The organism is Chryseobacterium sp. JK1 (assembly GCF_050632815.1).
Taxonomy (GTDB): domain Bacteria; phylum Bacteroidota; class Bacteroidia; order Flavobacteriales; family Weeksellaceae; genus Chryseobacterium.
This window is the reverse complement of sequence record NZ_JBODRU010000003.1, coordinates 218327-239392: the sequence shown is the minus strand read 5'-3', so window position 1 is coordinate 239392 and position 21066 is coordinate 218327. Positions and strand designations below refer to the sequence as shown.

The window sequence follows — 21066 nt, the reverse complement described above, 5'->3', positions numbered from 1 at the left end:
CAAAAAAATGAAAAATATTTTTAAAAATACAACTCTTGTTTTAGGACTTTTTTTAGCAACTTCTTTAAGCTTAACTTCTTGTCACAGAAGTGATGATGAATCAGATGATCTTCCTCAGGAGGAACTTTCAGATGTTCTGTTGAAAGTAACAGACCAGGCAACTGGAACCCCTGTTGTATATGATTATCAAGTGAATAGTACGACAAATCCAAATGTTAAACTGGTAAATGGGCATACTTATGATGTAGAAGTGATTTTCAAAAATGGAAATGAAGATGCTACTCAGGAAATCAGAGATGCAAAAGATGAGCACTTTTTGGTATATAACTTTCCCAATTCTGATATCACATTAACACGTACCGACGATCCATCCTCTACAAGAAAAGATGGTGCTCATGTAGGATTGAAGACGAGATGGGTTGTGAATACCGCAGTAAAAAATACTGCTGCAACAAGCCAATTGGTTCTTACATTATTCCATCAGCCGGTAACGGTTTCTGAAGCATCTGCAGTAAGTGGAAACGGAGTTGTGTATGGAACACACACCGGAGGAGAAACAGATGCACAGGCAAATTACAATATTACAAACTAATATTTTTCTTTAATCTTGTTTGGAACCACCGGAATTTTCCGGTGGTTTTTTGTTTCTGTATAAAAGGTTAAAATCTCAAGAAATGTTTTTAGAAGACATTTTATAAGCTATTTATGATCTGAAAAATACGTTTTATAGACTCTTATACATTTAATGATGTTTTAAGCTGATGATAATATATTTCGAAATCACAGATAGAGTATTTCTGGTGAAATAATGCTTTTAAAACACAATTCCAATCCTTATATCAATGAGTTTAAATTATATCGTAGGCTTTTTAACAATATTTGGCTGTATAAGTTGATTTTAAATGGGTGATTTTCATAAAAAATTCATATTTTTGCAACCTAAAATTTTAATCAATAATGAAGGTTACCGCACAAAACCATGATGACGTAAGTGCATTGCTTACAGTAACATTGGAAAAATCTGACTATAAAGAAAAAGTAGAGAAGCAATTGATTAATTATGCTAAAAATGCGCAAGTTCCTGGATTCAGAAAAGGGAAAGTGCCTTTAAGTATGGTTAAAAAACAATATGAAGCAGGTATTGCATTCGAAGAAATCAACAGACAGGTTTCTGATGCTTTGAATAACTATGTTAACGAAAACAAACTAAGATTAGTTGGTCAGCCTGTTCCTCAGCCAGTAAACGAATTAGATTACAACGCTGATCAGTTAGAAGTTGCTTTTGAAGTAGGATATGAGCCTGCATTCACTATAGATTTAGCTAAATATGAAGCTCCTCACTATAAAGTTGAAGCTTCTGACAAAGAAATCGGAAAGAGCATTGAAAACATGCAGAAGCGTTTCGCTGAGCAGGTTCCTCAAGATAAAATCTCTAAAGATTCTTACATTGCTTTAGAAGTTTCTCAAGTAGTAGAAGAAGATGCTGAAGGAGAGCACCACCACCACCCAAAGAACGTTACCGTGACTGCTGAAAACAAAGAAGCTTTCAAATTGGTAAAAGGTCTAAAAATGGATGGATCTGTAAAAGTAACGAAAGAAACTCTTGCAGGTGACGAAGAATTAGCTAAAGAACTAGGATTCAGTGCTGCTGAAGTAGAGCACCTACACCACAATGAAGTAGAAGTGAAAGTAAAAGATTTCTATTCTTTAAACTTAGCTGAACTTAACCAGGAGCTATTCGACAAAGTATACGGAGAAGGAAACATTAAGTCTGAAGAAGAACTTAAAGAAAAAGTAAAAGCTGAATTAGACGAGTACTTCCAGCAAAATGCTGATGTTCACTTTGTAAACAAAGTATTAGAGCAAGTAACTGAGAAAGAAGAAGTGAAACTTCCTGAATCTTTCCTTGTAAAATGGTTATTATTCTCTAACCAGAACATCCAGTCTGAAGAGCAGGCTAAAGAAATCCTTGAATCTGAGAAAAACCAGTTGAGATACCAAATCATCGAAGGTAAATTGATGACTGATAACGAAATCAACCTTGACTATGCTGATGTATTGGCACAGGCTGAGCAGTTGGTGAAAAACCAATTGGCTATCTATGGAATTCACCACTTAGGAGATGAGGAAATCCAAAAATATGCTGTTGAGATGCTAAAAGATCAGGAGCAAGTAAGACAAATCTCTTCTGAAGTTGCTATGGCTAAATTAAAAGATGTAATTCTTGAAAAAGCTAGCAAAAAAGAAACTAAAATTTCTCACGACGAATTTTTAGAAGAACTTAAGAAATAATTATATACCGATATAAATATTTGAAAACCGTCAATTTTTTGGCGGTTTTTTTATTTTTTATAAACCAGGCATTCATCAATTATTATCTATCGATGAGTAATGATATATTTCCGTCAATATTCCTATATTTACCACTTAAAATTTATTACATATGAAAAAGATCATCATTCCGTTTTTCTGTGCTGTTTTATTCTCAGTTCCTGCGGTAGCTCAGAAAAAAGAAGCTGTATCTGCAAAAAAAGAAGCTGTAGCATCAAAAGCAACTCCTAAAGATATTCTTGATAATTATTTCAAAGCATCCGGTGGGAAAGAGAAATTAGAGAGCGTAAAGTCTATCATTACCGATAATACAGTAGTTGTACAGGGAATGGAGATTAAAATGACAACCAAAAAACTGGGCAATAAGTTCAAATCAGTTCAATCCTTAATGGGGAAAGAAATGATCCAGCTTTTTGACGGTGAGAAAGGGTATTTTGACCAAATGGGAAATAAAACGGATATTCCTGCTGATAAGATTGCTGAGCTCAAAAAAGGAAAACCTCTTGATGCCTTAGCTTTCGATCCTTCCAATTTTCAAACGGTTACTGTGGAAAAAATTGATGGTAAAGATTATAACGTGTTGACTTCCGATAAAGGAAAGTTCTATTTTGATAAATCAACAGGGCTTTTATATAAAACTGCAGCAGCAGAAGGAAGCGCAACGATTAAAAGTTATATGACAGTTGACGGTATTCAGTTCCCTGCAGAAGTAGATGCAGAAGGTGCAGGGCAGAAAATGAATATTAAGACTACAAAAATTGTTATCAATTCAGGGGTAACTGATGCAGATTTTAAATAGAAATAGCATTTTTATGATAAAAAAACCGGGATTTTCCCGGTTTTTTGATATATAAACAATTTTAACTCAAATTTAACTCAAATCACAGCTTTAACATTTCTGTACATAGTGAATAATTGATACTTTTAATGCGTAAATAAAATCAAATACCATGAGAAAAGTATTATCTTCATTTGCGGTCATCTTTTTGATGTCCTCAAACGCCTTTGGGCAAAACATTCCTGTAGATCAATCCGTAAGAATCGGAACCCTTTCCAACGGAATGAAATATTATATTAAAAAAAACACATTACCTGAAAAAAAAGTCGACTTCCGTCTGGCTATCAATGCCGGATCTATTCTTGAAGATGAAAATCAAAGAGGGCTAGCCCACTTCATGGAGCACATGAACTTCAATGGAACCAAAAATTTCCCTGATAACAAACTCGTAGACTTTTTACAATCTATCGGTGTGAAATTCGGCCAGCACCTTAATGCCTATACTAGCTTTGATGAAACGGTGTATATGCTTCCTGTTCCTTTAGATAAACCTGGAAATCTTGATGCAGGATTGAAAGTAATGGAAGATTGGGCGTTCAATGCGACCCTTTCTGATGAGCAGATCAACAAAGAAAGAGGTGTAGTTCTTGAAGAATTAAGGCTTGGCTTGGGAGCAGATAAAAGAATGCAAGATAAATATTTACCAAAGCTTTTATACAAATCTCAATATGCCGAAAGACTTCCGATCGGGAAAAAAGATGTCCTTGAAAACTTTAAGCCGGACGTGATCAGAAAATTCCATCAGGATTGGTACAGACCGGATCTTATGGCCATTGTAGTCGTAGGAGATATCAATGTAGATGATGTTGAAAAAAAGATTAAAGAAAACTTCAGTAAATATAAAAATCCAGCAAAGCCTAGAGAAAGAAAATCATTTGATTTACCCAATCATAAAGAAACTCTAGTTGCCATTGAAACAGATCCGGATGCTACCAGCTCTATGGTACAGTTTATCATGAAAGATGCTGATGCCTATAAGCCGGATGTTACTATTGAACAATACAACCAGAGCCTTGTGGAGAATATTTCCACAACGATGCTCAATAACAGACTTCGCGAATTGATCAATTCCACGAATCCTCCTTTCACTTTTGGGTCAGTGTATCATGGTGGAACCTATGCAAGAAGCAAAGAAGCATTTCAGGGATTTGCCATGGTGAAAGAAGGAAATCAGCTGAATGCCTTAAAAGTTCTGCTTGAAGAAGTAGAAAGAGCGAAAAGGTTCGGATTTACCCAATCTGAACTGGACAGAGCAAAATCTCAGGTTCTTTCCAATCTTGAAAAATCTTACAACAACAGAGATAAGACGGAAAGTAATATGCTGGTGGATGAATATGTAAGAAACTTCCTGGAGCAGGAACCAATGCCTGGAATTGCATGGGAATATGAAGATACAAAATCATTCCTTCCAAGTGTTACCCTTGCACAAACCAATGAGGTTATCAAGAAAATGGTAAAGGATGACAGCCGCGTTATCGTAATTACAGGTCCTAAAAAAGATAATGTTACCATGCCGACAGAAGCAATGGTTCTAAATACTTTTAACGCTGTAAAGATGGCCGACCTTAAACCTTATGAAGAAAAAGCCACTATTAAAAACTTAGTAAAACCTTTCAAATCTGAAGGTAAAATTGCTAAAACAGAGACTGATGCAAAATTAGGAACAACCACATGGACACTGAGCAATGGTGCAAAAGTGACTTTCAAAAAAACAGATTTTAAAGATGATGAAATCGTGTTTACAGCAAGAAGCTTAGGGGGAAACTCTATTATTCCGGATGCCGACTATAATAAAACCCAGTTTGCTTTCAGTGCTTTAACCGAAGCCGGAGTAGGAGGGGTTTCCAAAGCTGATCTTAGCAATTATCTTGCAGGAAAGCAGGCTAATGTAAATCCTATGATCACTTCTCTTTTTGAAGGCGTTTCGGGGAAAACCACTCAGAAAGATTTAGGGACAGCTTTGGAGCTTATGTATGCCTATTTTACAAGTTTAAATTATAACCCGGCATCATTCAACGCTTTCAAAGAAAAGCAATCGGCGATGCTGAATAACCTCCTGTCAAATCCCCAGGCATACTTCTCGAATGAACATGCAAAATTCATGAATCAGAAGAATCCTAGATTTATCGGTTTGTTTCCAATGGAAAAAGACTGGGCCAATACAGACTATAAAAAAGCGTACGATATTTATAAAGATAAATTTGCCAATGCAGGAAACTTCCAGTTCTATTTCGTAGGAAATATTGATGAAGCTAAATTCAAGGATGAAGTGCTGCAGTATATCGCAAGTTTACCATCATCAGGAAAAACAGCGATGTTCAAAGATACAGGATACAGATCTGTGACCGGAGATTATTCGAAAGTATACAAGAAAGGAAAAGATCCTAAGAGTATGGTTTCTATTACTTACAGTGGTGAAGCTCCTTATAATGAAAAAGAGGCACTCGCATTGTCTGCTCTGGGAGAAGTGGCAACCATCAAAGTCATTGAAAAGCTGAGAGAGGACGAAAGCGGTATTTATGGAGGAGGTGCCAGAGGAGGAATGAATAAAATACCTTACAGTACTTATAACTTCAGCATTAGTTTCCCATGCGGACCGGAAAATGTGGATAAGCTTACAAAAAGTGCCATTAACGAACTTCAGAAGCTTGTAGAGAAAGGTCCAGAGCAAAAAGACCTTGATAAATACAAAGAAGGAGAATATAATGACAACAAAACAGAACTGAAAGATAACACATTCTGGATGAATGCCCTCGCCAAAAACCAGTTGGATGGAAGCGACAAATACGAGATTCTGAATTACCAGGATAAAGTAAAAGCCCTTACTGTAAAAGATCTTCAGGATGTTGCTAAAAAATACCTTACAAAAGGAAGAATTGTAGCCACTCTGATGCCGGAAGACGGTTGGGAAAATGCTAAAAAGGATGAAACTAAAAAAGTAGAAACAACAGCTGTAAAAGTAGGAGCAGGAAACTAGTTCATTCTTTTATTGATATAAAATGAAAACCGCAGATCTTTCTGCGGTTTTTGTTATTTAAGTTAACATTGGAGATGGATTAAGAACCATATTCTTTTTTCCATTCGTCAGCGACTTCACTCAGAACATTATAGAACTCTTCTCCGTACTTTCTTGTAAGCGGAGTTTTTAGGAATTTATAAACAGGAACCTGAAGCTCTTTTCCTAAAGCACAGGCGTCGCTGCATACATTCCATTCATGATAATTCAGAGCGGTGAATGCCGAATATTCTGTTACACGGATGGGGTAGAGGTGACAAGAAATAGGTTTTTGCCAGTCTACAGCGCCATCTTCATAGGCTTTTTCAATACCACATTTGGTAATTCCTCTTTCATCGAATGTTACATAAGCACATTCGCGGTCTTCTACCATTGGGGTAACGTACATTCCGTCTTGTGGATCAGTAGTCCATGTTCCTTGTTCTTCAAGGGCTTTGATGCCTTCCTGAGTAAGATAAGGTTTTACTTTATCAAAAATACTGTCTAATATTTCAAGCTCGCTTTTATCCAAGGGAGCTCCTACATCTCCTTCCACACAACAAGCACCCTTACACTTGGTAAGGTTGCAAACAAATTCTTCGGAAAAAATATCCTCGGAAATCAATTTATCGTCTATCTGAATCATAATTTTTTAAAATAAATCAAAAACTGTACCTGCTTTAAAGGCCAGTAAACTAATAATAATAAGCCATAAGCTGGCCTCCTGCATCCAATATTTGGGTAAAAATCTCATCATTCTGCTCAGAATAATACTTGAAGGAAATGCCAGAAGCAGCAGATATTCATAAGTTGCATTCATATACATAATAATGGTAACAAGCTGTGCTAAAGAAAAAACCAGCAGAAAAGTATATTTATATCTGCTTATAGGGCTTTTCTTATTATAATTATTAAAATGATCGTATACAGCATAGATCAGCATCAGAACTACCGGGATCAGAGGAAGCAATTCCACATAATCCTTTACCGGTTTTATCTTTCCAAACGGAAAATAATCTATATTCCATGAAGTGAACTGAACGAAATACATCACCGAAAAATAACTGAAGGTGATCAGAATCATTCCTAACAGAAATCTGAAAAGGTTCAGTCCTATTTTAGCAGAAGTGGCAATTACGTGGATGATCACAAAGACAGCCATGGGCCATGTAGTGGGAAGGAAGATGAAGTTCAGTGCTACAATTGCTCCTACCAGAACATAAGATTTCTTTCGGATATCTTCATCGGCACTCGTTAGAAGAAGGATAAGGAAAGAATTGGTAAGCAGTGAAACTGCGATTCCTATGTCAAGATTTCCGGGGTATAAACCGAAAATAAAAAAAGTATATAAAAATAAAGGTAAGTGGGTCTGATAATTAAGAGCAATACTGTGAAAACAAAAATATCCCAAAGCAATTCCCAGGAAAGTAATTCCGGCAATAATAGCTTCATATGTGTTGAAATTCAGTATGTTAAATATGACAACTACCAAAAGAAGAAAACCAATATAAACAGGAATTGAAAAAATATTGCTTTCTTTTGAAAGTAATTTAAACATTTTTTATAAATTTGTACAAAGTTAATTTAAAAAAGGAAAATAATGACGTCTTTCTTTCTATTCTTAAGCAAAGTTTTCAAATGGACTTTCGGTTTCTTTGATGCTTTCGGAAATGTTTTAAACTGGATACTATTTATCGTTTGCTGTGTAATGTTCACTTATTGGTGCTATGTACTAGTGGTTACACTAGGTGGCGATAAAGATAAAGACTATTATTCTCCAACGGAAGGTAAGAATCCTTACTATGATCCGAATATCTACAAAAAAGAAGGTTAATTAATTGGTTATATAGTAAAAAACCGATCAAATACTTTATTTGATCGGTTTTTTTATTACTAACGATTAAAATTTTCTGTGTTTATTCGTGGATGGGAAGTACCAGCACGGGAACCTTAGAGCTTTTTGTAATTCCTTTCGTAAGGCTTCCTACAAATACATCATATATTCCGCTTCTGCCATGGGATCCCATAACGATGTAATCTGCGTTTTTGTCTGCGGCATGCTCCAGAATAATATCTTTCGCAAGACCTTGTTTTAGCAGATGCTCACAATCTATATCATGAGCGATAATTCTTTGCTCAATTTTATTCAGCTGAACCAGTTCCTCTCTGATTTCGTTGGCCTCCACTTCCGGAAAATATTGAAATCCCATATCACCGATTGCAAAACCGATGTCTGATGGCGCTACATGGATCAGGTAAATTCTTCCATTGAGCTGTTTGGCAAATTTTATGGCGCCTTCCACCAATTGGTCTGTCTTATCCCCAAAATCTACGGGCAATACAATATTGATCATAACCTTTAATTTTGTTACCTAAAGATAGGAAAAATTTGCCAAACTTTGATGTTAATTCCTTATAATATTCGGATATCAAGTATTTTTTCCTCCTGAAGATAAGCTTCAAGAATATCATTTTCGTCAACCTTTCCAACCCCTTTTGGAGTTCCTGTGAAGATAAGGTCGCCTACTCTTAACGTGAAATATTGCGAAGCAAAGGCTATAATGTCATCAAAATGGAACAGCATATCTTTCGTATTGCCATCCTGCACCTTTTCTTTATTCTTTAATAATGAGAATGAAAGATTATCAAGAGTATAACTTTCCTTTTTAAAGAAGCTTCCAACCACTGCAGAACCGTCAAAACCTTTGGCAAGTTCCCATGGCAATCCTTTCGATTTCAGTTCGCTCTGAAGATCTCTTGCTGTGAAGTCTATTCCAAGACTAAGCTCTTCATAATGTTTGTGGGCTGTTTCTTTCTGAATGTATTTTCCTCCTTTTGAGATTTTCAAAACAACTTCAAGTTCGTAATGAACGTCATTTGAAAACTCAGGAATATAAAAATCATTTCCTTTTAAAACGGCCGTATCAGGCTTCATGAAAATAACAGGATTTTCAGGAACTTCATTTCCCAATTCTTTTGCGTGTTCGCTGTAATTTCTTCCGATGCAGATGATCTTCATAACTTTATTAATTAATTTACTATACCTTTAAAATATCCTTTTCCTTCTTCTATTTGCTTTTGGTGGCCATATCCTCTTTGAATTGTAAGTTCTGCATATCCGAATAGGCTATCTCCTTTTTTATAAGAATCTTTGTCCAGAATAAGTCTGCTTTTTAAAACTTTATAAGCTTCCTCCGTATTCAGAAAATCAAAAGGTTTGATAATATCTGTGTAAGAATAGAGTGAAACTTTATACCTGTTTTGAATAATATCTATTTGGTAACCTCCTCCACTGAAGCCATCTCCAACAGAAAATGTGATTTTCAATAATGGGTCCTTATAAATATAACAGTCAAAATATTTAGGGCTGAGGCTATCATATTTTACCCTGAAGTTATTGGTTTTGGTTTCTTTACTTTTCGTATGCCAAAGACTAGCCTGCTTCTGTTGGTTAAAAGTTTTAAAAATAGTTTTATGGCTTAAGCTGTTATCAACTTCTACACTGTTCCATATCAGTAAGAACTTACCAGCCATAAAGAGAAAGCAACCCAAAATAATGACGAGTAAAACCTTTCCTAACTTTCTGACCATATTAAATCCTAATGTGTGAACTCATTCCCACAATAATAGCATATAAATTTGTGACTGGTGAGAAATGAAATTCCAAAAAAACTGGTTGCCTTATCATCTCTGTAAATGTGATTGGAACCGCATTTTGGACATACAAAATCAAACTCAGGATCTTCAATGGTATGCTCTACTTCCAACGAATAGTGTTCATTATCCTTATAATCCTTTAGAACCTGTTGGGCTTTTTCCAGATCATTATCAAAAACCTGAAGCTGAATTCCGCCCACGGCCTGTGAAAGCAGCCAGTCTGACTGGATGAGCTGTTCATTTGCAATAAAACTGTTGATACCGCTTTCGGCCAATATTTGTTTATCCCTGTTGGCTTCAAGGGTAGTTTCATAAAACTTAAAACGAATCAGTTCAGACATCTCTTAAAATTTACCTGTCAATTGAATTTTTGTAAATACTTTCTTTGTATACAAAGGGAAATCAGCATTTTGAAGCCATCCATAATAGCCCAAATCTTTTTGGAATACTGCTTTCACCCCCTGACCCTTATACTTTCCAAAGTTGAAAACCTCTTCCATTTTATCATTATATCCGATAAATCCGGCAAGATCTGCATTTTTATTATGAAAAGTGAACTCACTTAATGGCGCAATTTCCTTGGGAATATCATCATACTTTCCAACCTGTGCATCCAATACCTCAAAAGTGGCCATTACATCAGCTTCTGCAGAATGTGCATTTTCCAATGTTTTTCCACAGTAGAACTGATAAGCCGCACCCAGATTTCTAGGTTCTTTCTTATGGAAGATGGTTTGCGCATCTACCAATCGGAATTTACTCAAATCAAAATCCATTCCGACTCTTAATAATTCTTCAGCTAAGAGAGGAACATCAAATCTGTTGGAATTAAAACCTCCAAGGTCAGTGCCTGAGATCATTTCCATCACTTTAGAAGCAATGTCTCTGAAAGTAGGGGCATCTTTTACATCTTCATCATAGATTCCGTGGATTTCACTGCTTTCTCTGGGAATAGGCATTTCCGGGTTGACGCGCCAGGTTTTGCTTTCTCTTGAAGCATCCGGATTTACTTTTAAGATACAGATTTCTACAATTCTGTCTTTTCCGATGTTTGTTCCTGTTGTTTCAAGGTCAAAAATACAAAGTGGTTTATGGAGTTTTAAGTTCATGTTGATCATTAATAAATTGAAAATGTGTTACGTTTAAATTTTTTCAGACGTCTATTTCAGCTGTGCTTGAAAAATCAGGGATACCAATATATAGTAGATCACCAGCATCGGGATTCCTACGATCTGAAATATAGCGAGAATAGCAATACCACCAACCAGCAGTACTACTTTAGGGTAATTGTCTTTCAACTGTTTGGATTTGAATTTCATGGCCATCATTTTGATCGGGCTTATCAGAAGCCAAGATGTGATGATAGTCAATACAACAAGCAGCAGTTCATTGTTGAATAAGAAGCCGAAAGATCCGGTTTCTTTAAAAGCGTAATACAGTCCGAACAAAAGAACGGTATTGGTAGGGGTGTTCAATCCTTTAAAATAATAACGCTGCTCTTCATCAAGATTGAAAATAGCAAGCCTCAGGCAGGAAAAAACAGTCACCAACAGTCCGAAATATTTGATTTCAAACGGAAGATGAAGTCCTAAAAGTTCAGTACCAAAAGGTTCCAAAGCTTTATACATGGTCAATCCTGGGATCAATCCGAAGCTCACCATATCAGCAAGAGAGTCAAGCTGAAGCCCCAGGTTTGAGTTAGATTTTACAGCTCTGGCTACAAAACCATCAAAAAAGTCGAAGATTGAAGAGAGAATAAGGCAGATTGCCGTTGTTTGATAATCTCCTGAAATAAGGTGTATAGCACCCACACATCCCGCAAATAAATTAGCAAGGGTTAAGGCATTGGCCAGATTATTCTTTATAAAATCCATAACCACAAAATTACAGTTTTTAAAAATTCTAAGTGGAAATAATCTGTACTAAAAAATGGATTAAAACGATTTTGATGTAAATTTGTCTTATGAAGTTTTTAAAAGGATTTAGAAAACAGGAAGTTCTGGTACTGCTGTACAGAATTTTCTTGGCCTATGTTTTTTATCAGATTGCTAGGCTTTTATTCTGGTATTTTAATAAAGAATTGATCAAAGTTGATTCGGTTACAGACTATCTGAAACTCGCTTATCACGGGACGGCTTTCGATACCACGGCAATTTTATATGTCAATTCACTGTTTATTCTTCTCAGTCTCCTGCCTCTGGTAGTGAATACAAAGAAGATGTATCAAAAAATTCTTTTCTGGATTTATTTTGTTACCAACGGATTGGCGTATGCCATGAACTTTGGTGATTTTATTTACTATAAATTTGCACAGGCAAGACTTACCTCTGCTGTATTTCAGGTAGCAGAACATGAGTCTAATGTCTCTCAAACGCTGATGATTTCTGTAGGGCAGCATCCTTTTGTATTAATTTGGTTTGTGGTTTTAATGGCAGGATGGGTTTTCCTGTACAAAAAAGTAAGAGTAGAAGAGATAAAGCCGGCAAAGCTTCTTCCTTATTTTGTGTATTCCATTCTTACTTTATGCATTACAACCGTTTTGGTGGTTGGAGGAATTCGTGGAGATTTTAAACACAGTACGAGACCTATCAATATGGTAGACGCTACTCGTTTTGTTACCAATCCTCTTCAGGGAAATATTGTTCTTAATAGTACATTCTCCTTTTTCCGTACCCTGAATACCAATAATTTCAAGGAAGTTCATTTTGTAGATGAAAAATATATTGAAGAAAATGTGCATCCTTATAAAGTATATGACCGAAAAGTAGAAAACCGTCCTAATATTGTTATTTTTATTGTAGAATCTTTTGGAAGAGAATATTCCGGGGCTTTCAATAAAGATAAAAATATTAAAGACTATGTTTCCTATACACCGTTTATGGACAGTTTAGCGACTCAGAGTTTAATTTTCCCTAATACTTTTGCGAACGGAAGACAGTCTATTCATGGAATGAGCAGTGTATTGGCAGGAATTCCGAGTCTTACCGATGCTTTTACAGGATCTCCGTATTCCAACCAGAAAATTCAGTCCCTTGTTTCTATATGCAACGATCTTGGGTATGATACTTCTTTTTATCATGGAGCACCAAACGGTTCGATGGGATTCCTTGGGTTTGGAAATATTTTAGGATTTAAACATTATTTCGGAAAGACAGAATACAACCATGATGAAGATTTCGACGGGATGTGGGCGATCTGGGATGAACCTTTCCTTCAGTATTTTGCAAAAAATGTAGGGAAGACTCAACCTTTTATGACGACTGTATTTACAGCCTCTTCTCACCATCCTTTTAAAATTCCTGAAAAATATAACGGGAAATTTAAAAAAGGGAAAATAGAAATGCATGAGCCTATTCAATATACAGATTACGCTATCAAAAAGTACTTCGAAACCGCTAAAAAACAACCTTGGTACAACAATACAATCTTTGTGTTTACCGGGGATCATACCAATCAGGTTTATTATCCGGAATACGAAAGAGCAATGAACCGATATGCCGTTCCACTGGTGTTTTATTCTCCCAACCCTGCCTATCAGCTTAAAGGGGTAAATCCTGAAATTGCTCAGCAGGCAGATATTTATCCTACACTCGCAGATTTGATCGGATATAATAAACCTATCAGAAGCTGGGGAAGAAGTTTGGTAAGTGATAAAAAATATCCTTTCATTGTTGTGAACTCAGACGGAAGTACAGAACAGTTTATGATTGGAAATTACATTTACCGTTTTGATGGAAAAGAAATCATTGGCGTGTATAATCAATCAGACCTTAGCCTTGAGAAAAATCTGATCAATGAATTGAAAACTCCAGAAGTAGAACAGGGAAAAAAGACAGCAAAAGCCTGGTATCAGGATTATATGGATAGGGTAATCAACCGAAAACTGAATTAAGAGGGAAAAGGTAAGCGAATCAATTGACCTTTGTTCCCTTGCAGTTGCTACTTTTATTCTCTTTATGCTTTGTATAATAAAAGTTTTTGTTTGTTGAAAATTAATTTATATTTTTATCAATACGGAGATAAGAATATTGTATTAAAATTAAAACTATAAGAAATATGAAAAAATTATTGTTAACATTCGCGCTTTCTCTGTTCAGCGTACTTACGTTTGCACAGATCGAAGGAAAGTGGAAAACAATAGATGATGAAACAAAGCAGGCTAAATCTATTGTTGAAGTGTATAAAAAATCAGACGGGAAATATTATGGAAAAGTTTCTCAATTGCTTATAAAACCAGTTGATCCCAACTGTACATCTTGTAAGGATGACAGAAAAGGAAAACCTATTTTAGGCCTGGAAATTATCAGAGGACTCAAAAAAGACGGTGATGAGTTCACGGGAGGAACAATCACTGATCCCAAAACCGGAAAAACATATAAGTGTACTATTACAAGAAGCGGAGATAAGCTGAATGTAAGAGGATATCTAGGGCTATCCCTATTAGGAAGAACCCAGGTTTGGGAGAAAGTTAATTAATTTAAGTTTAAATAGAATTTTAAGACGGCATTTCAGAAATGAAATGTCGTTTTTTTTTTGAAAATGATGTAACGAAAAAAAAATCTCCCCACTTATATACTATGAGCACAGAACAGGAGAAAACATTTGTGGAGTTTTTTAAGCCCAATCAAAGGCTTATTCACAAAATATGTAAAATATATACCAACAATGCTGAAGATCATGAAGACCTTTTTCAGGAGATCACGATTCAGCTTTGGAAATCTTTTCCGGGATTTAAAGGGGATTCCAAATTTTCTACCTGGATGTATCGTGTAGCATTGAACACGGCTATTACATTATTCAGAAATCCCAAGAGAAAAATGATGCAGGAAACCGAAGTTGATATGTCTTCCCTTTCCATAGAATATGAAGTTTATGAAGATGATGAACATAAGCTTAAAAAGATGTACCAAGCCATTTATGAACTGTCTGATATAGAAAAAGCGCTTATCATGATGTATTTGGAAGACAAACCTTACAGAGAAATAGGAGAAATACTGGGAATTACAGAAGGAAATGCAAGAGTGAAGATGAACAGGGCAAAAAATAATTTAAAAGACAAAATAAACACAATATAATATGGAAGAATTAGAATTACTGAAAAAAGACTGGAATAAGGAATCTGATGATTTTAAAGAATATTCCGAAAAAGAAATTTTTACCATGATAAAGCACCAATCGGTTTCCATCACAAAAACTTTATTGCTGATCGGAATCCTTGAAGTGCTCTTATGGACTTTGTATGGATTTCTGAACAAAGAATTTCCTTACATAAGAACGGGAATGTTTTTAGTTTTTACTGGAATTATCATCACCTTATTCCGTAGAATAAAAACGGGGCAGGAAAGCATTCATCTGATGAAAAATATTCTGAACCTGAGAACGCTTATCTTAGGATATGCAGTCGTTTCTTTAGTGTTAGCGGTGGCAGACGGAATTATCCATTTTGATCATAATACCAGAGATTTTATGGCTGGATTTAAAGATGGCTGGAATACAAAACATCACACGAATGCAGAGCTTACCGATCCCCAGAAACTTCATCCTGTAATAGGAAATTATATAACCTTTGGAATTTTTCTGGTAACAGGAATGTTTCTTTTGTATTTGATCTATAAAAAGACCTATGGGAAAATTTTACAGGATCTCAGGAAAAATTATAAAGAGCTGAATAGTCAGGAAAAAAACGAATCATTTAATAGAAATTGATTTTAGAGGTTATTTTCGGCTTCTGGCTTCCTCTTTCACAAAATCTTCCTGTTTAAATTATTATTAATATTGAATCTTCTCCTTCAAATGAAACGCCTTTTTATGATATGTATAATAAAAAAACACTACTTTTGTAGTCTAAATTTTTCAAGAAAATATGGCAGAATATACTTTTCGTGAGGTAATTGCACAGGCAATGAGCGAGGAAATGCGTAAAGACGAATCCATCTACCTGATGGGGGAGGAAGTGGCAGAATATAATGGTGCATATAAAGCTTCAAAAGGAATGCTGGATGAATTTGGTCCGAAAAGAGTAATCGATACACCGATTGCCGAACTTGGATTTACAGGGATTTCTGTAGGAGCAGCAATGAATGGTAATAGACCAATCGTAGAATTTATGACATTCAATTTCTCATTAGTAGGAATTGACCAGATTATCAATAACGCAGCCAAAATCCGTCAGATGAGTGGTGGGCAGTGGAACTGTCCTATCGTTTTCCGTGGTCCTACTGCTTCTGCAGGACAATTGGGAGCTACTCACTCTCAGGCGTTTGAAGGATGGTTTGCAAACTGTCCTGGGCTTAAAGTGGTTGTACCTTCAAACCCTTACGATGCAAAAGGATTATTGAAAACAGCAATTCAGGATAACGATCCGGTAATCTTCATGGAATCTGAGCAGATGTATGGAGACAAAATGGAAATTCCTGAAGAAGAATACTACTTACCAATAGGAAAAGCAGATATCAAGAGAGAAGGAACAGATGTTACTTTGGTTTCTTTCGGAAAAATCATGAAATTAGCTATTCAGGCAGCTGAAGATATGGCTAAAGAAGGAATTTCTGTAGAAGTTATCGACCTTAGAACCGTTCGTCCACTTGATTTTGATACAGTTTTAGCATCTGTAAAGAAAACAAACAGATTGGTTATTTTAGAAGAAGCTTGGCCATTTGGCTCTGTATCTTCAGAAATTACTTATATGGTACAGCAGAAAGCATTTGATTATTTAGATGCTCCAATCAAGAGAATTACTACTCCTGATGCACCTGCACCTTACTCTGCGGCATTATTTGCAGAATGGTTCCCTAAACTTGAAAAAGTGAAAGATGAAATCAAAAAAGCGATGTACGTAAAATAATTATAGAAAAAAACTTCCGAAAGGAAGTTTTTTCATTTATTATATTCATGAAGAATAATTCATGAGGTCATAAAATTAGTATAAATTTGCGCCTTTAAAATAAATTAGCTGTTATGGCAGAACTTACAGAAGATGGTTATCATTTTGACATAAAGAAACTTTCTTTTATCGGAGTTTTAGTGTCTTTGGGAATTGTTTTTGGGGACATTGGTACCTCACCGCTTTACGTAATGAAGGCAATCGTAAATGCAAGATCTCAGGGCAGTAATATGCCTTTCAACGAATACATCGAAGGAGCACTTTCCTGTATTATTTGGACCCTCACTCTTCAGACCACAATCAAGTATGTGATCATTGCTTTAAGGGCAGACAACAAAGGGGAAGGAGGAATTTTAGCACTCTTCTCACTCGTTAGAAACCTTAAAAAAGGATGGCTGTATCTCATTGCCATTATAGGAGCAGCTGCATTGATTGCTGACGGAGTCATTACTCCATCGCTTACCGTAATGTCAGCTATTGAAGGTCTTGAAATTTATAACCCTCATACTCCTGTTGTTCCTATTACGATTGGAATTCTGATTGCCATTTTTGTAGTGCAGCAGTTCGGAACCAGCTTTATTGGTAAGTTTTTCGGACCTGTAATGGTGGTTTGGTTCTTAGTACTGGGAGGTTTGGGAGTCATGCATTTAAGTGAAAACTTTGAAATCTTAAGATCTTTCAACCCTTACTATGCATACAAGCTTATTGCAAATTCTCCAAGTGCGATTGTTATTCTGGGAGCTGTCTTTCTTTGTACAACAGGAGCCGAAGCTTTGTATTCCGATTTAGGACACTGCGGAGCTAAAAATATACGAGTAAGCTGGGGATTTGTGAAGGTCATGCTTATCCTAAATTATCTTGGGCAGGGCGCATGGCTTCTTACTAATTATAGCAAACCTGGTTTCTCCGTAGTAAACCCTTTCTTCGGAATTATGGAAGAATGGATGATTATTCCAGGGGTAATTCTGGCGACAGCAGCAGCAATTATTGCCAGCCAGGCTTTAATTACGGGCTCTTTTACCATCTTCTCAGAAGCAATGTCTCTTAACCTGTGGCCTAATCAAAAAATTGATTACCCTTCCGGAGTTAAAGGACAAATGTATATTCCAAGAATCAACTGGGGGCTTCTTATCCTTTGTATTATTGTAGTGCTTCACTTCAGAGAATCTGGGAAAATGGAAGCTGCTTATGGTCTTTCCATTACAGTAACCATGTTGATGACCACCGTATTATTGGTTTTCTGGTTGTTAAAACACAGAGTGAGCAAAGTACTCATCCTGTTTTTCGCAATGGTATATATGGCTATTGAATTAGGTTTCTTTAGTGCCAATATTATTAAATTCATGGAAGGTGGTTGGATTACTGTCGTATTGGCAGGTTCTATCGGGGTTTCTATGTATGCATGGTATAACGGACGATTGATTAAAACAAGATTTATCCAGTTTGTGAAAATAGAAAAATATGTTTCTATTCTTAAAGACATGAAACTGGATGAAACCATTCCAAAATATGCGACCAACCTTGCTTATCTGAGCAGAGCCAAAAGAAATGATGAAGTAGAATCCAAAATTATCTATTCCATCATCAAAAAACAGCCAAAAAGAGCAGATCATTACTTTATATTAAGTATTGTGAATCAGGAAGATCCATATACCTTCAAATATACGGTAGACGAAATTCTTCCAGGAACTGTTTATAAAATCAATTTCCTCTTAGGTTTCAAAGTAGACCGAAGAATCAATGATTATTTCAACATGGTATTGAAGGATTTAATGGCCGATGGTACCATTCCTTCCAGAAGCAGTCATCCTTCTTTAAGATCTCATGAAATACCACCGGATTTGAAATATGTGATCATAGATAACACCTATATCAACGATATCCTTTTAACTGTTAAACAGAAGATTATCCTTAATATTTACAACTTTGTGAAGTATATCGGTAGTGACGACTTTAAGGCTTGGGGAGTGTCTTCTCACAACGTTGAAGTAGAATCTGCACCGATCACAGAACTTACTGTATACGATAATAAAATAGAGCAGTCAGGGTACTTCCGTCACAACTCTTAAGTCACAGACTGCTTAAGCATACTGTCTATTTAAATAAAAATCAATAAATTTGTAGATAATTTTTTTAATGGATACAGTACAAAAAGAAAAAAATATAGCTTTGATCAAGGACGTGTTGAGAAACTACTTACTAGAAAAAGGTTTCAGAAACACCCCTGAAAGATATACGATATTAGAAGAAATTTATAATATGGATCATCACTTTAATGTAGATGATCTGTATCTTCTGATGATGCAGAAAAAGTATCATGTTTCTAAAGCGACTATTTACAATACTATTGAAATTTTCCTCGATGCAGGTTTGATCCGTAAGCATCAGTTCGGAGAAAAAACATTGACCTCTTCATCTTACGAAAAGTCTTATTTTGACAAACAACATGATCACCTGGTGATCTACAAAAAAGACTCCGACAAAGAAATTGAAGAAATTATTGAATTCTGCGACCCAAGAATCCAAGGAATCAAAGAAGCCATTGAAGAAGCATTTGGCGTAAAAATTGATTCTCATTCGCTATATTTCTATGGCACTAAGAATGACTAATTAATGAGAAAAATCCTTTTTCTGTTTATCCTTATCTCTGCGCTGAGTTTTGCGCAGAATAAACCTCCCGTGAAGAGAGATCCTTATTTAAAACCTGCTTCACCCGTAAAAACCCAGCAACAGCTGAAACCTGAAGATAAAATAAAAATTGTTCATGCAGATGAAATTATTCAGGATCAGTCAAAGTATGATGGTAACCAGTATTTTACAGGGAATGTACAGATTGAGCACCAGGGGTCTATTCTTACGGCCGATGAGGTGGTTCTTTACAATGAAGAAAACTTTGTAAAAGCTATAGGAAATACCAGACTTCAAAATTCCGATGGTTCTGTTATTACCGCAGGAGAGATGGAATATGATGCCAATACCCAAAAAGGTGTGGCCAGGAAGAACGTTGTTCTTACCGATCCAAAGCAAACCATAAAAACAGATATTCTTTACTACGACAGACTTGCGAGCCAGGCTTACTTTAACACAGGAGGAACTATTTCTGATGGTCAGAATGTAACATACGCTAAAGTAGGAACCTATTTTCTCAATACAAGAGTGGTAGATCTTACAGGGAACGTAAAGATTGATACTCCACAGTACATTATAGAGGGCCCCAATATCAAACAGAATCAAAATACAAAAATTGTAGATTTCTCAGGCCCTTCAACCATCACCAACAGAGCTAATCCCAAAAATAGGGTATACACCGAAAAAGGAACCTATAAAATGGAAACTAAGGAGGCTTATCTAACAAAAAATCCTAAGATTTTCTATAATGATAAGATCCTGACTGGAGATGATATGTACTACAATCAATTGACAGGTTTTGGAAAAGCAACAGGAAATGTAACCCTTGATGATCCCAAAGAAAGAAGATACATAAAAGGGGGGTATGGGGAGATTTTTGAGAAAAGAGACTCTTCTATGATGACCAAAAATCCATATGCTGTAAAGATAATGGAGAAAGATTCTGTGTATTTTGCTGCTGAAAAAATTATCTCTTACCAAAGACCGGATTCATTAGATATCAAGGTCAAGAAAAGCTATTTAAGAGCTTATAAAAAAGCCCGTGTCTACAAATCCAATGCACAGGGAAGAGCAGATTCTATCGCGTTTAACGAAACAGATGGAGTGATGCATATGTATACCAAGCCAATTCTTTGGAGTGGAGAAAAACAGGTAACAGGAGATAAAATAGAAGCCTATTTCAACACCAAAAGTGAAAATATAGATTCTCTGAAAGTAATCGGTAATGCCTTTGCCATAACTAAAGTGGATTCTTTAACCCTGAAAGATGAATTCAATCAGGTAAAAGGGAAATTTATGACGGTGTATTACGAAAAGAATGATATTAAAGAAGCCAGAGTAGTTGGAAATGCCCAATCCATAGTATATGTAGATGATACTGATCAGGAAACCAAAAAACCGGAAAGAATAGGAATTACACTTTCTGCCTGCGGAATCATAGGTGCATTATTCGAAGAAAGAGCTTTACAGATTATCTCATGTAGTATTGGTGCTACTTCCGATACTTATCCGATGAGTAAAATAGAACCTGTGAGAAGAAAATTCCCGGATTTCAATTGGAACACCAAAGATCGTATCCGGAAATGGCAGGATATTCTCGTAGATAGTCCTAATTATGAAGAAGTTAAATATTCTGCGGATAATGAGCTGTTTGATAAAGCCCAAAAAGCAATAGACGACGAAAAAGCAAAAGAAGAAGCTAAAAAACCGAAAAGAACAAGGAAATAAAAACAG

21 protein-coding genes are annotated in these 21066 nt (G+C 35.9%); 13 read left to right on the top strand and 8 right to left on the bottom strand.

The genetic code is table 11. The annotated features are described in order from the left end of the window. Positions 1-7: 7 nt before the first annotated feature. The 4 genes from ACQ76T_RS17795 (at position 8) to ACQ76T_RS17780 (ending at position 6146) form a co-directional block, all read left to right on the top strand. Complete coding sequence (locus ACQ76T_RS17795; RefSeq protein WP_431344599.1) at positions 8-592, top strand: hypothetical protein; 585 nt, start codon at positions 8-10, stop codon at positions 590-592. A gap of 365 nt (positions 593-957) precedes the next feature. Further along, positions 958-2292: a trigger factor gene (locus ACQ76T_RS17790; RefSeq protein WP_431344598.1), complete on the top strand. Its 1335-nt coding sequence runs from the start codon at positions 958-960 to the stop codon at positions 2290-2292. Positions 2293-2443: 151 nt separating this feature from the next. Continuing rightward, entirely contained in the window at positions 2444-3130 is a 687-nt protein-coding gene (locus ACQ76T_RS17785; RefSeq protein ID WP_431344597.1) for a hypothetical protein, read from the top strand. A 151-nt stretch (positions 3131-3281) separates the two neighbouring features. Then, the gene (locus ACQ76T_RS17780) at positions 3282-6146 is read left to right on the top strand and encodes a M16 family metallopeptidase (protein ID WP_431344596.1); all 2865 of its coding nucleotides are present in this window, start codon (positions 3282-3284) and stop codon (positions 6144-6146) included. A 79-nt stretch (positions 6147-6225) separates the two neighbouring features. Here the strand turns inward: ACQ76T_RS17780 and ACQ76T_RS17775 are convergent, their stop codons facing one another. Together ACQ76T_RS17775 and ACQ76T_RS17770 are read right to left on the bottom strand one after the other, a co-directional pair. Beyond that, positions 6226-6810: a DUF3109 family protein gene (locus ACQ76T_RS17775; RefSeq protein ID WP_422693868.1), complete on the bottom strand. Its 585-nt coding sequence runs from the start codon at positions 6808-6810 to the stop codon at positions 6226-6228. 6 nt (positions 6811-6816) lie between these two features. Then, positions 6817-7722, bottom strand: coding sequence for a DUF6427 family protein (locus tag ACQ76T_RS17770; RefSeq protein ID WP_431344595.1), 906 nt, complete (start codon positions 7720-7722; stop codon positions 6817-6819). A 42-nt stretch (positions 7723-7764) separates the two neighbouring features. Between ACQ76T_RS17770 and ACQ76T_RS17765 the strand changes: the two genes are divergently transcribed. Continuing rightward, complete coding sequence (locus tag ACQ76T_RS17765; RefSeq protein WP_422693866.1) at positions 7765-7998, top strand: DUF6341 family protein; 234 nt, start codon at positions 7765-7767, stop codon at positions 7996-7998. 82 nt (positions 7999-8080) lie between these two features. Here ACQ76T_RS17765 and ACQ76T_RS17760 read toward each other — a convergent pair whose 3' ends face one another. From ACQ76T_RS17760 to ACQ76T_RS17735, 6 genes are read right to left on the bottom strand one after another with little or no spacing between them, the layout of a single operon-like run. Further along, on the bottom strand, positions 8081-8518 hold the full coding sequence (locus ACQ76T_RS17760) for a universal stress protein (RefSeq protein ID WP_431344594.1): 438 nt from the start codon (positions 8516-8518) through the stop codon (positions 8081-8083). Positions 8519-8577: 59 nt separating this feature from the next. Continuing rightward, the gene (locus ACQ76T_RS17755; RefSeq protein ID WP_431344593.1) at positions 8578-9183 is read right to left on the bottom strand and encodes a fumarylacetoacetate hydrolase family protein; all 606 of its coding nucleotides are present in this window, start codon (positions 9181-9183) and stop codon (positions 8578-8580) included. An 11-nt stretch (positions 9184-9194) separates the two neighbouring features. After that, positions 9195-9755 carry a hypothetical protein gene (locus ACQ76T_RS17750; RefSeq protein WP_431344592.1) on the bottom strand — a complete coding sequence of 187 codons (561 nt, stop codon included), beginning with the start codon at positions 9753-9755 and terminating at the stop codon, positions 9195-9197. A gap of 8 nt (positions 9756-9763) precedes the next feature. Beyond that, positions 9764-10162 carry a putative signal transducing protein gene (locus tag ACQ76T_RS17745; protein WP_431344591.1) on the bottom strand — a complete coding sequence of 133 codons (399 nt, stop codon included), beginning with the start codon at positions 10160-10162 and terminating at the stop codon, positions 9764-9766. Between the two features lie 3 nt (positions 10163-10165). Continuing rightward, positions 10166-10930, bottom strand: a complete 765-nt coding sequence (locus ACQ76T_RS17740) for an exonuclease domain-containing protein (RefSeq protein WP_431344590.1) — start codon at positions 10928-10930, stop codon at positions 10166-10168. Positions 10931-10981: 51 nt separating this feature from the next. Continuing rightward, positions 10982-11695 (bottom strand): CDP-alcohol phosphatidyltransferase family protein, encoded by a 714-nt coding sequence (locus ACQ76T_RS17735; protein ID WP_431344589.1) that lies wholly within the window; start codon positions 11693-11695, stop codon positions 10982-10984. Between the two features lie 89 nt (positions 11696-11784). Between ACQ76T_RS17735 and ACQ76T_RS17730 the strand changes: the two genes are divergently transcribed. From ACQ76T_RS17730 to ACQ76T_RS17695, 8 genes are all read left to right on the top strand, one after another. Then, a complete protein-coding gene (locus tag ACQ76T_RS17730) occupies positions 11785-13713 on the top strand; it encodes an LTA synthase family protein (protein ID WP_431344588.1) in 1929 nt (642 codons plus the stop codon). Positions 13714-13877: 164 nt separating this feature from the next. Continuing rightward, positions 13878-14297 (top strand): DUF2147 domain-containing protein, encoded by a 420-nt coding sequence (locus ACQ76T_RS17725; protein WP_431344587.1) that lies wholly within the window; start codon positions 13878-13880, stop codon positions 14295-14297. A gap of 101 nt (positions 14298-14398) precedes the next feature. After that, a complete protein-coding gene (locus tag ACQ76T_RS17720; protein WP_431344586.1) occupies positions 14399-14896 on the top strand; it encodes an RNA polymerase sigma factor in 498 nt (165 codons plus the stop codon). Position 14897: 1 nt separating this feature from the next. Continuing rightward, on the top strand, positions 14898-15527 hold the full coding sequence (locus ACQ76T_RS17715) for a hypothetical protein (protein ID WP_431344585.1): 630 nt from the start codon (positions 14898-14900) through the stop codon (positions 15525-15527). Between the two features lie 157 nt (positions 15528-15684). Continuing rightward, positions 15685-16665 carry a pyruvate dehydrogenase complex E1 component subunit beta gene (locus ACQ76T_RS17710; protein WP_431344584.1) on the top strand — a complete coding sequence of 327 codons (981 nt, stop codon included), beginning with the start codon at positions 15685-15687 and terminating at the stop codon, positions 16663-16665. A 113-nt stretch (positions 16666-16778) separates the two neighbouring features. Then, positions 16779-18773 (top strand): KUP/HAK/KT family potassium transporter, encoded by a 1995-nt coding sequence (locus ACQ76T_RS17705; RefSeq protein ID WP_431344583.1) that lies wholly within the window; start codon positions 16779-16781, stop codon positions 18771-18773. Between the two features lie 67 nt (positions 18774-18840). Next, positions 18841-19314 carry a Fur family transcriptional regulator gene (locus tag ACQ76T_RS17700; protein WP_027374694.1) on the top strand — a complete coding sequence of 158 codons (474 nt, stop codon included), beginning with the start codon at positions 18841-18843 and terminating at the stop codon, positions 19312-19314. A gap of 3 nt (positions 19315-19317) precedes the next feature. Beyond that, on the top strand, positions 19318-21060 hold the full coding sequence (locus ACQ76T_RS17695; protein WP_431344582.1) for an OstA-like protein: 1743 nt from the start codon (positions 19318-19320) through the stop codon (positions 21058-21060). Positions 21061-21066 lie beyond the last annotated feature (6 nt).

What these genes read in the sequence shown, in the direction of transcription:
- ACQ76T_RS17725 (WP_431344587.1), top strand. Translation starts at nt 13,878, where the DNA reads ATGAAAAAATTATTGTTAACATTCGCGCTTTCTCTGTTCAGCGTACTT.
- ACQ76T_RS17765 (WP_422693866.1), top strand. Translation starts at nt 7,765, where the DNA reads ATGACGTCTTTCTTTCTATTCTTAAGCAAAGTTTTCAAATGGACTTTC.
- ACQ76T_RS17795 (WP_431344599.1), top strand. Translation starts at nt 8, where the DNA reads ATGAAAAATATTTTTAAAAATACAACTCTTGTTTTAGGACTTTTTTTA.
- ACQ76T_RS17740 (WP_431344590.1), bottom strand. Translation starts at nt 10,930, where the DNA reads ATGAACTTAAAACTCCATAAACCACTTTGTATTTTTGACCTTGAAACA.
- ACQ76T_RS17785 (WP_431344597.1), top strand. Translation starts at nt 2,444, where the DNA reads ATGAAAAAGATCATCATTCCGTTTTTCTGTGCTGTTTTATTCTCAGTT.
- ACQ76T_RS17780 (WP_431344596.1), top strand. Translation starts at nt 3,282, where the DNA reads ATGAGAAAAGTATTATCTTCATTTGCGGTCATCTTTTTGATGTCCTCA.
- ACQ76T_RS17745 (WP_431344591.1), bottom strand. Translation starts at nt 10,162, where the DNA reads ATGTCTGAACTGATTCGTTTTAAGTTTTATGAAACTACCCTTGAAGCC.
- ACQ76T_RS17705 (WP_431344583.1), top strand. Translation starts at nt 16,779, where the DNA reads ATGGCAGAACTTACAGAAGATGGTTATCATTTTGACATAAAGAAACTT.
- ACQ76T_RS17700 (WP_027374694.1), top strand. Translation starts at nt 18,841, where the DNA reads ATGGATACAGTACAAAAAGAAAAAAATATAGCTTTGATCAAGGACGTG.
- ACQ76T_RS17710 (WP_431344584.1), top strand. Translation starts at nt 15,685, where the DNA reads ATGGCAGAATATACTTTTCGTGAGGTAATTGCACAGGCAATGAGCGAG.
- ACQ76T_RS17755 (WP_431344593.1), bottom strand. Translation starts at nt 9,183, where the DNA reads ATGAAGATCATCTGCATCGGAAGAAATTACAGCGAACACGCAAAAGAA.
- ACQ76T_RS17715 (WP_431344585.1), top strand. Translation starts at nt 14,898, where the DNA reads ATGGAAGAATTAGAATTACTGAAAAAAGACTGGAATAAGGAATCTGAT.
- ACQ76T_RS17735 (WP_431344589.1), bottom strand. Translation starts at nt 11,695, where the DNA reads ATGGATTTTATAAAGAATAATCTGGCCAATGCCTTAACCCTTGCTAAT.
- ACQ76T_RS17760 (WP_431344594.1), bottom strand. Translation starts at nt 8,518, where the DNA reads ATGATCAATATTGTATTGCCCGTAGATTTTGGGGATAAGACAGACCAA.
- ACQ76T_RS17770 (WP_431344595.1), bottom strand. Translation starts at nt 7,722, where the DNA reads ATGTTTAAATTACTTTCAAAAGAAAGCAATATTTTTTCAATTCCTGTT.
- ACQ76T_RS17720 (WP_431344586.1), top strand. Translation starts at nt 14,399, where the DNA reads ATGAGCACAGAACAGGAGAAAACATTTGTGGAGTTTTTTAAGCCCAAT.
- ACQ76T_RS17775 (WP_422693868.1), bottom strand. Translation starts at nt 6,810, where the DNA reads ATGATTCAGATAGACGATAAATTGATTTCCGAGGATATTTTTTCCGAA.
- ACQ76T_RS17750 (WP_431344592.1), bottom strand. Translation starts at nt 9,755, where the DNA reads ATGGTCAGAAAGTTAGGAAAGGTTTTACTCGTCATTATTTTGGGTTGC.
- ACQ76T_RS17730 (WP_431344588.1), top strand. Translation starts at nt 11,785, where the DNA reads ATGAAGTTTTTAAAAGGATTTAGAAAACAGGAAGTTCTGGTACTGCTG.
- ACQ76T_RS17790 (WP_431344598.1), top strand. Translation starts at nt 958, where the DNA reads ATGAAGGTTACCGCACAAAACCATGATGACGTAAGTGCATTGCTTACA.
- ACQ76T_RS17695 (WP_431344582.1), top strand. Translation starts at nt 19,318, where the DNA reads ATGAGAAAAATCCTTTTTCTGTTTATCCTTATCTCTGCGCTGAGTTTT.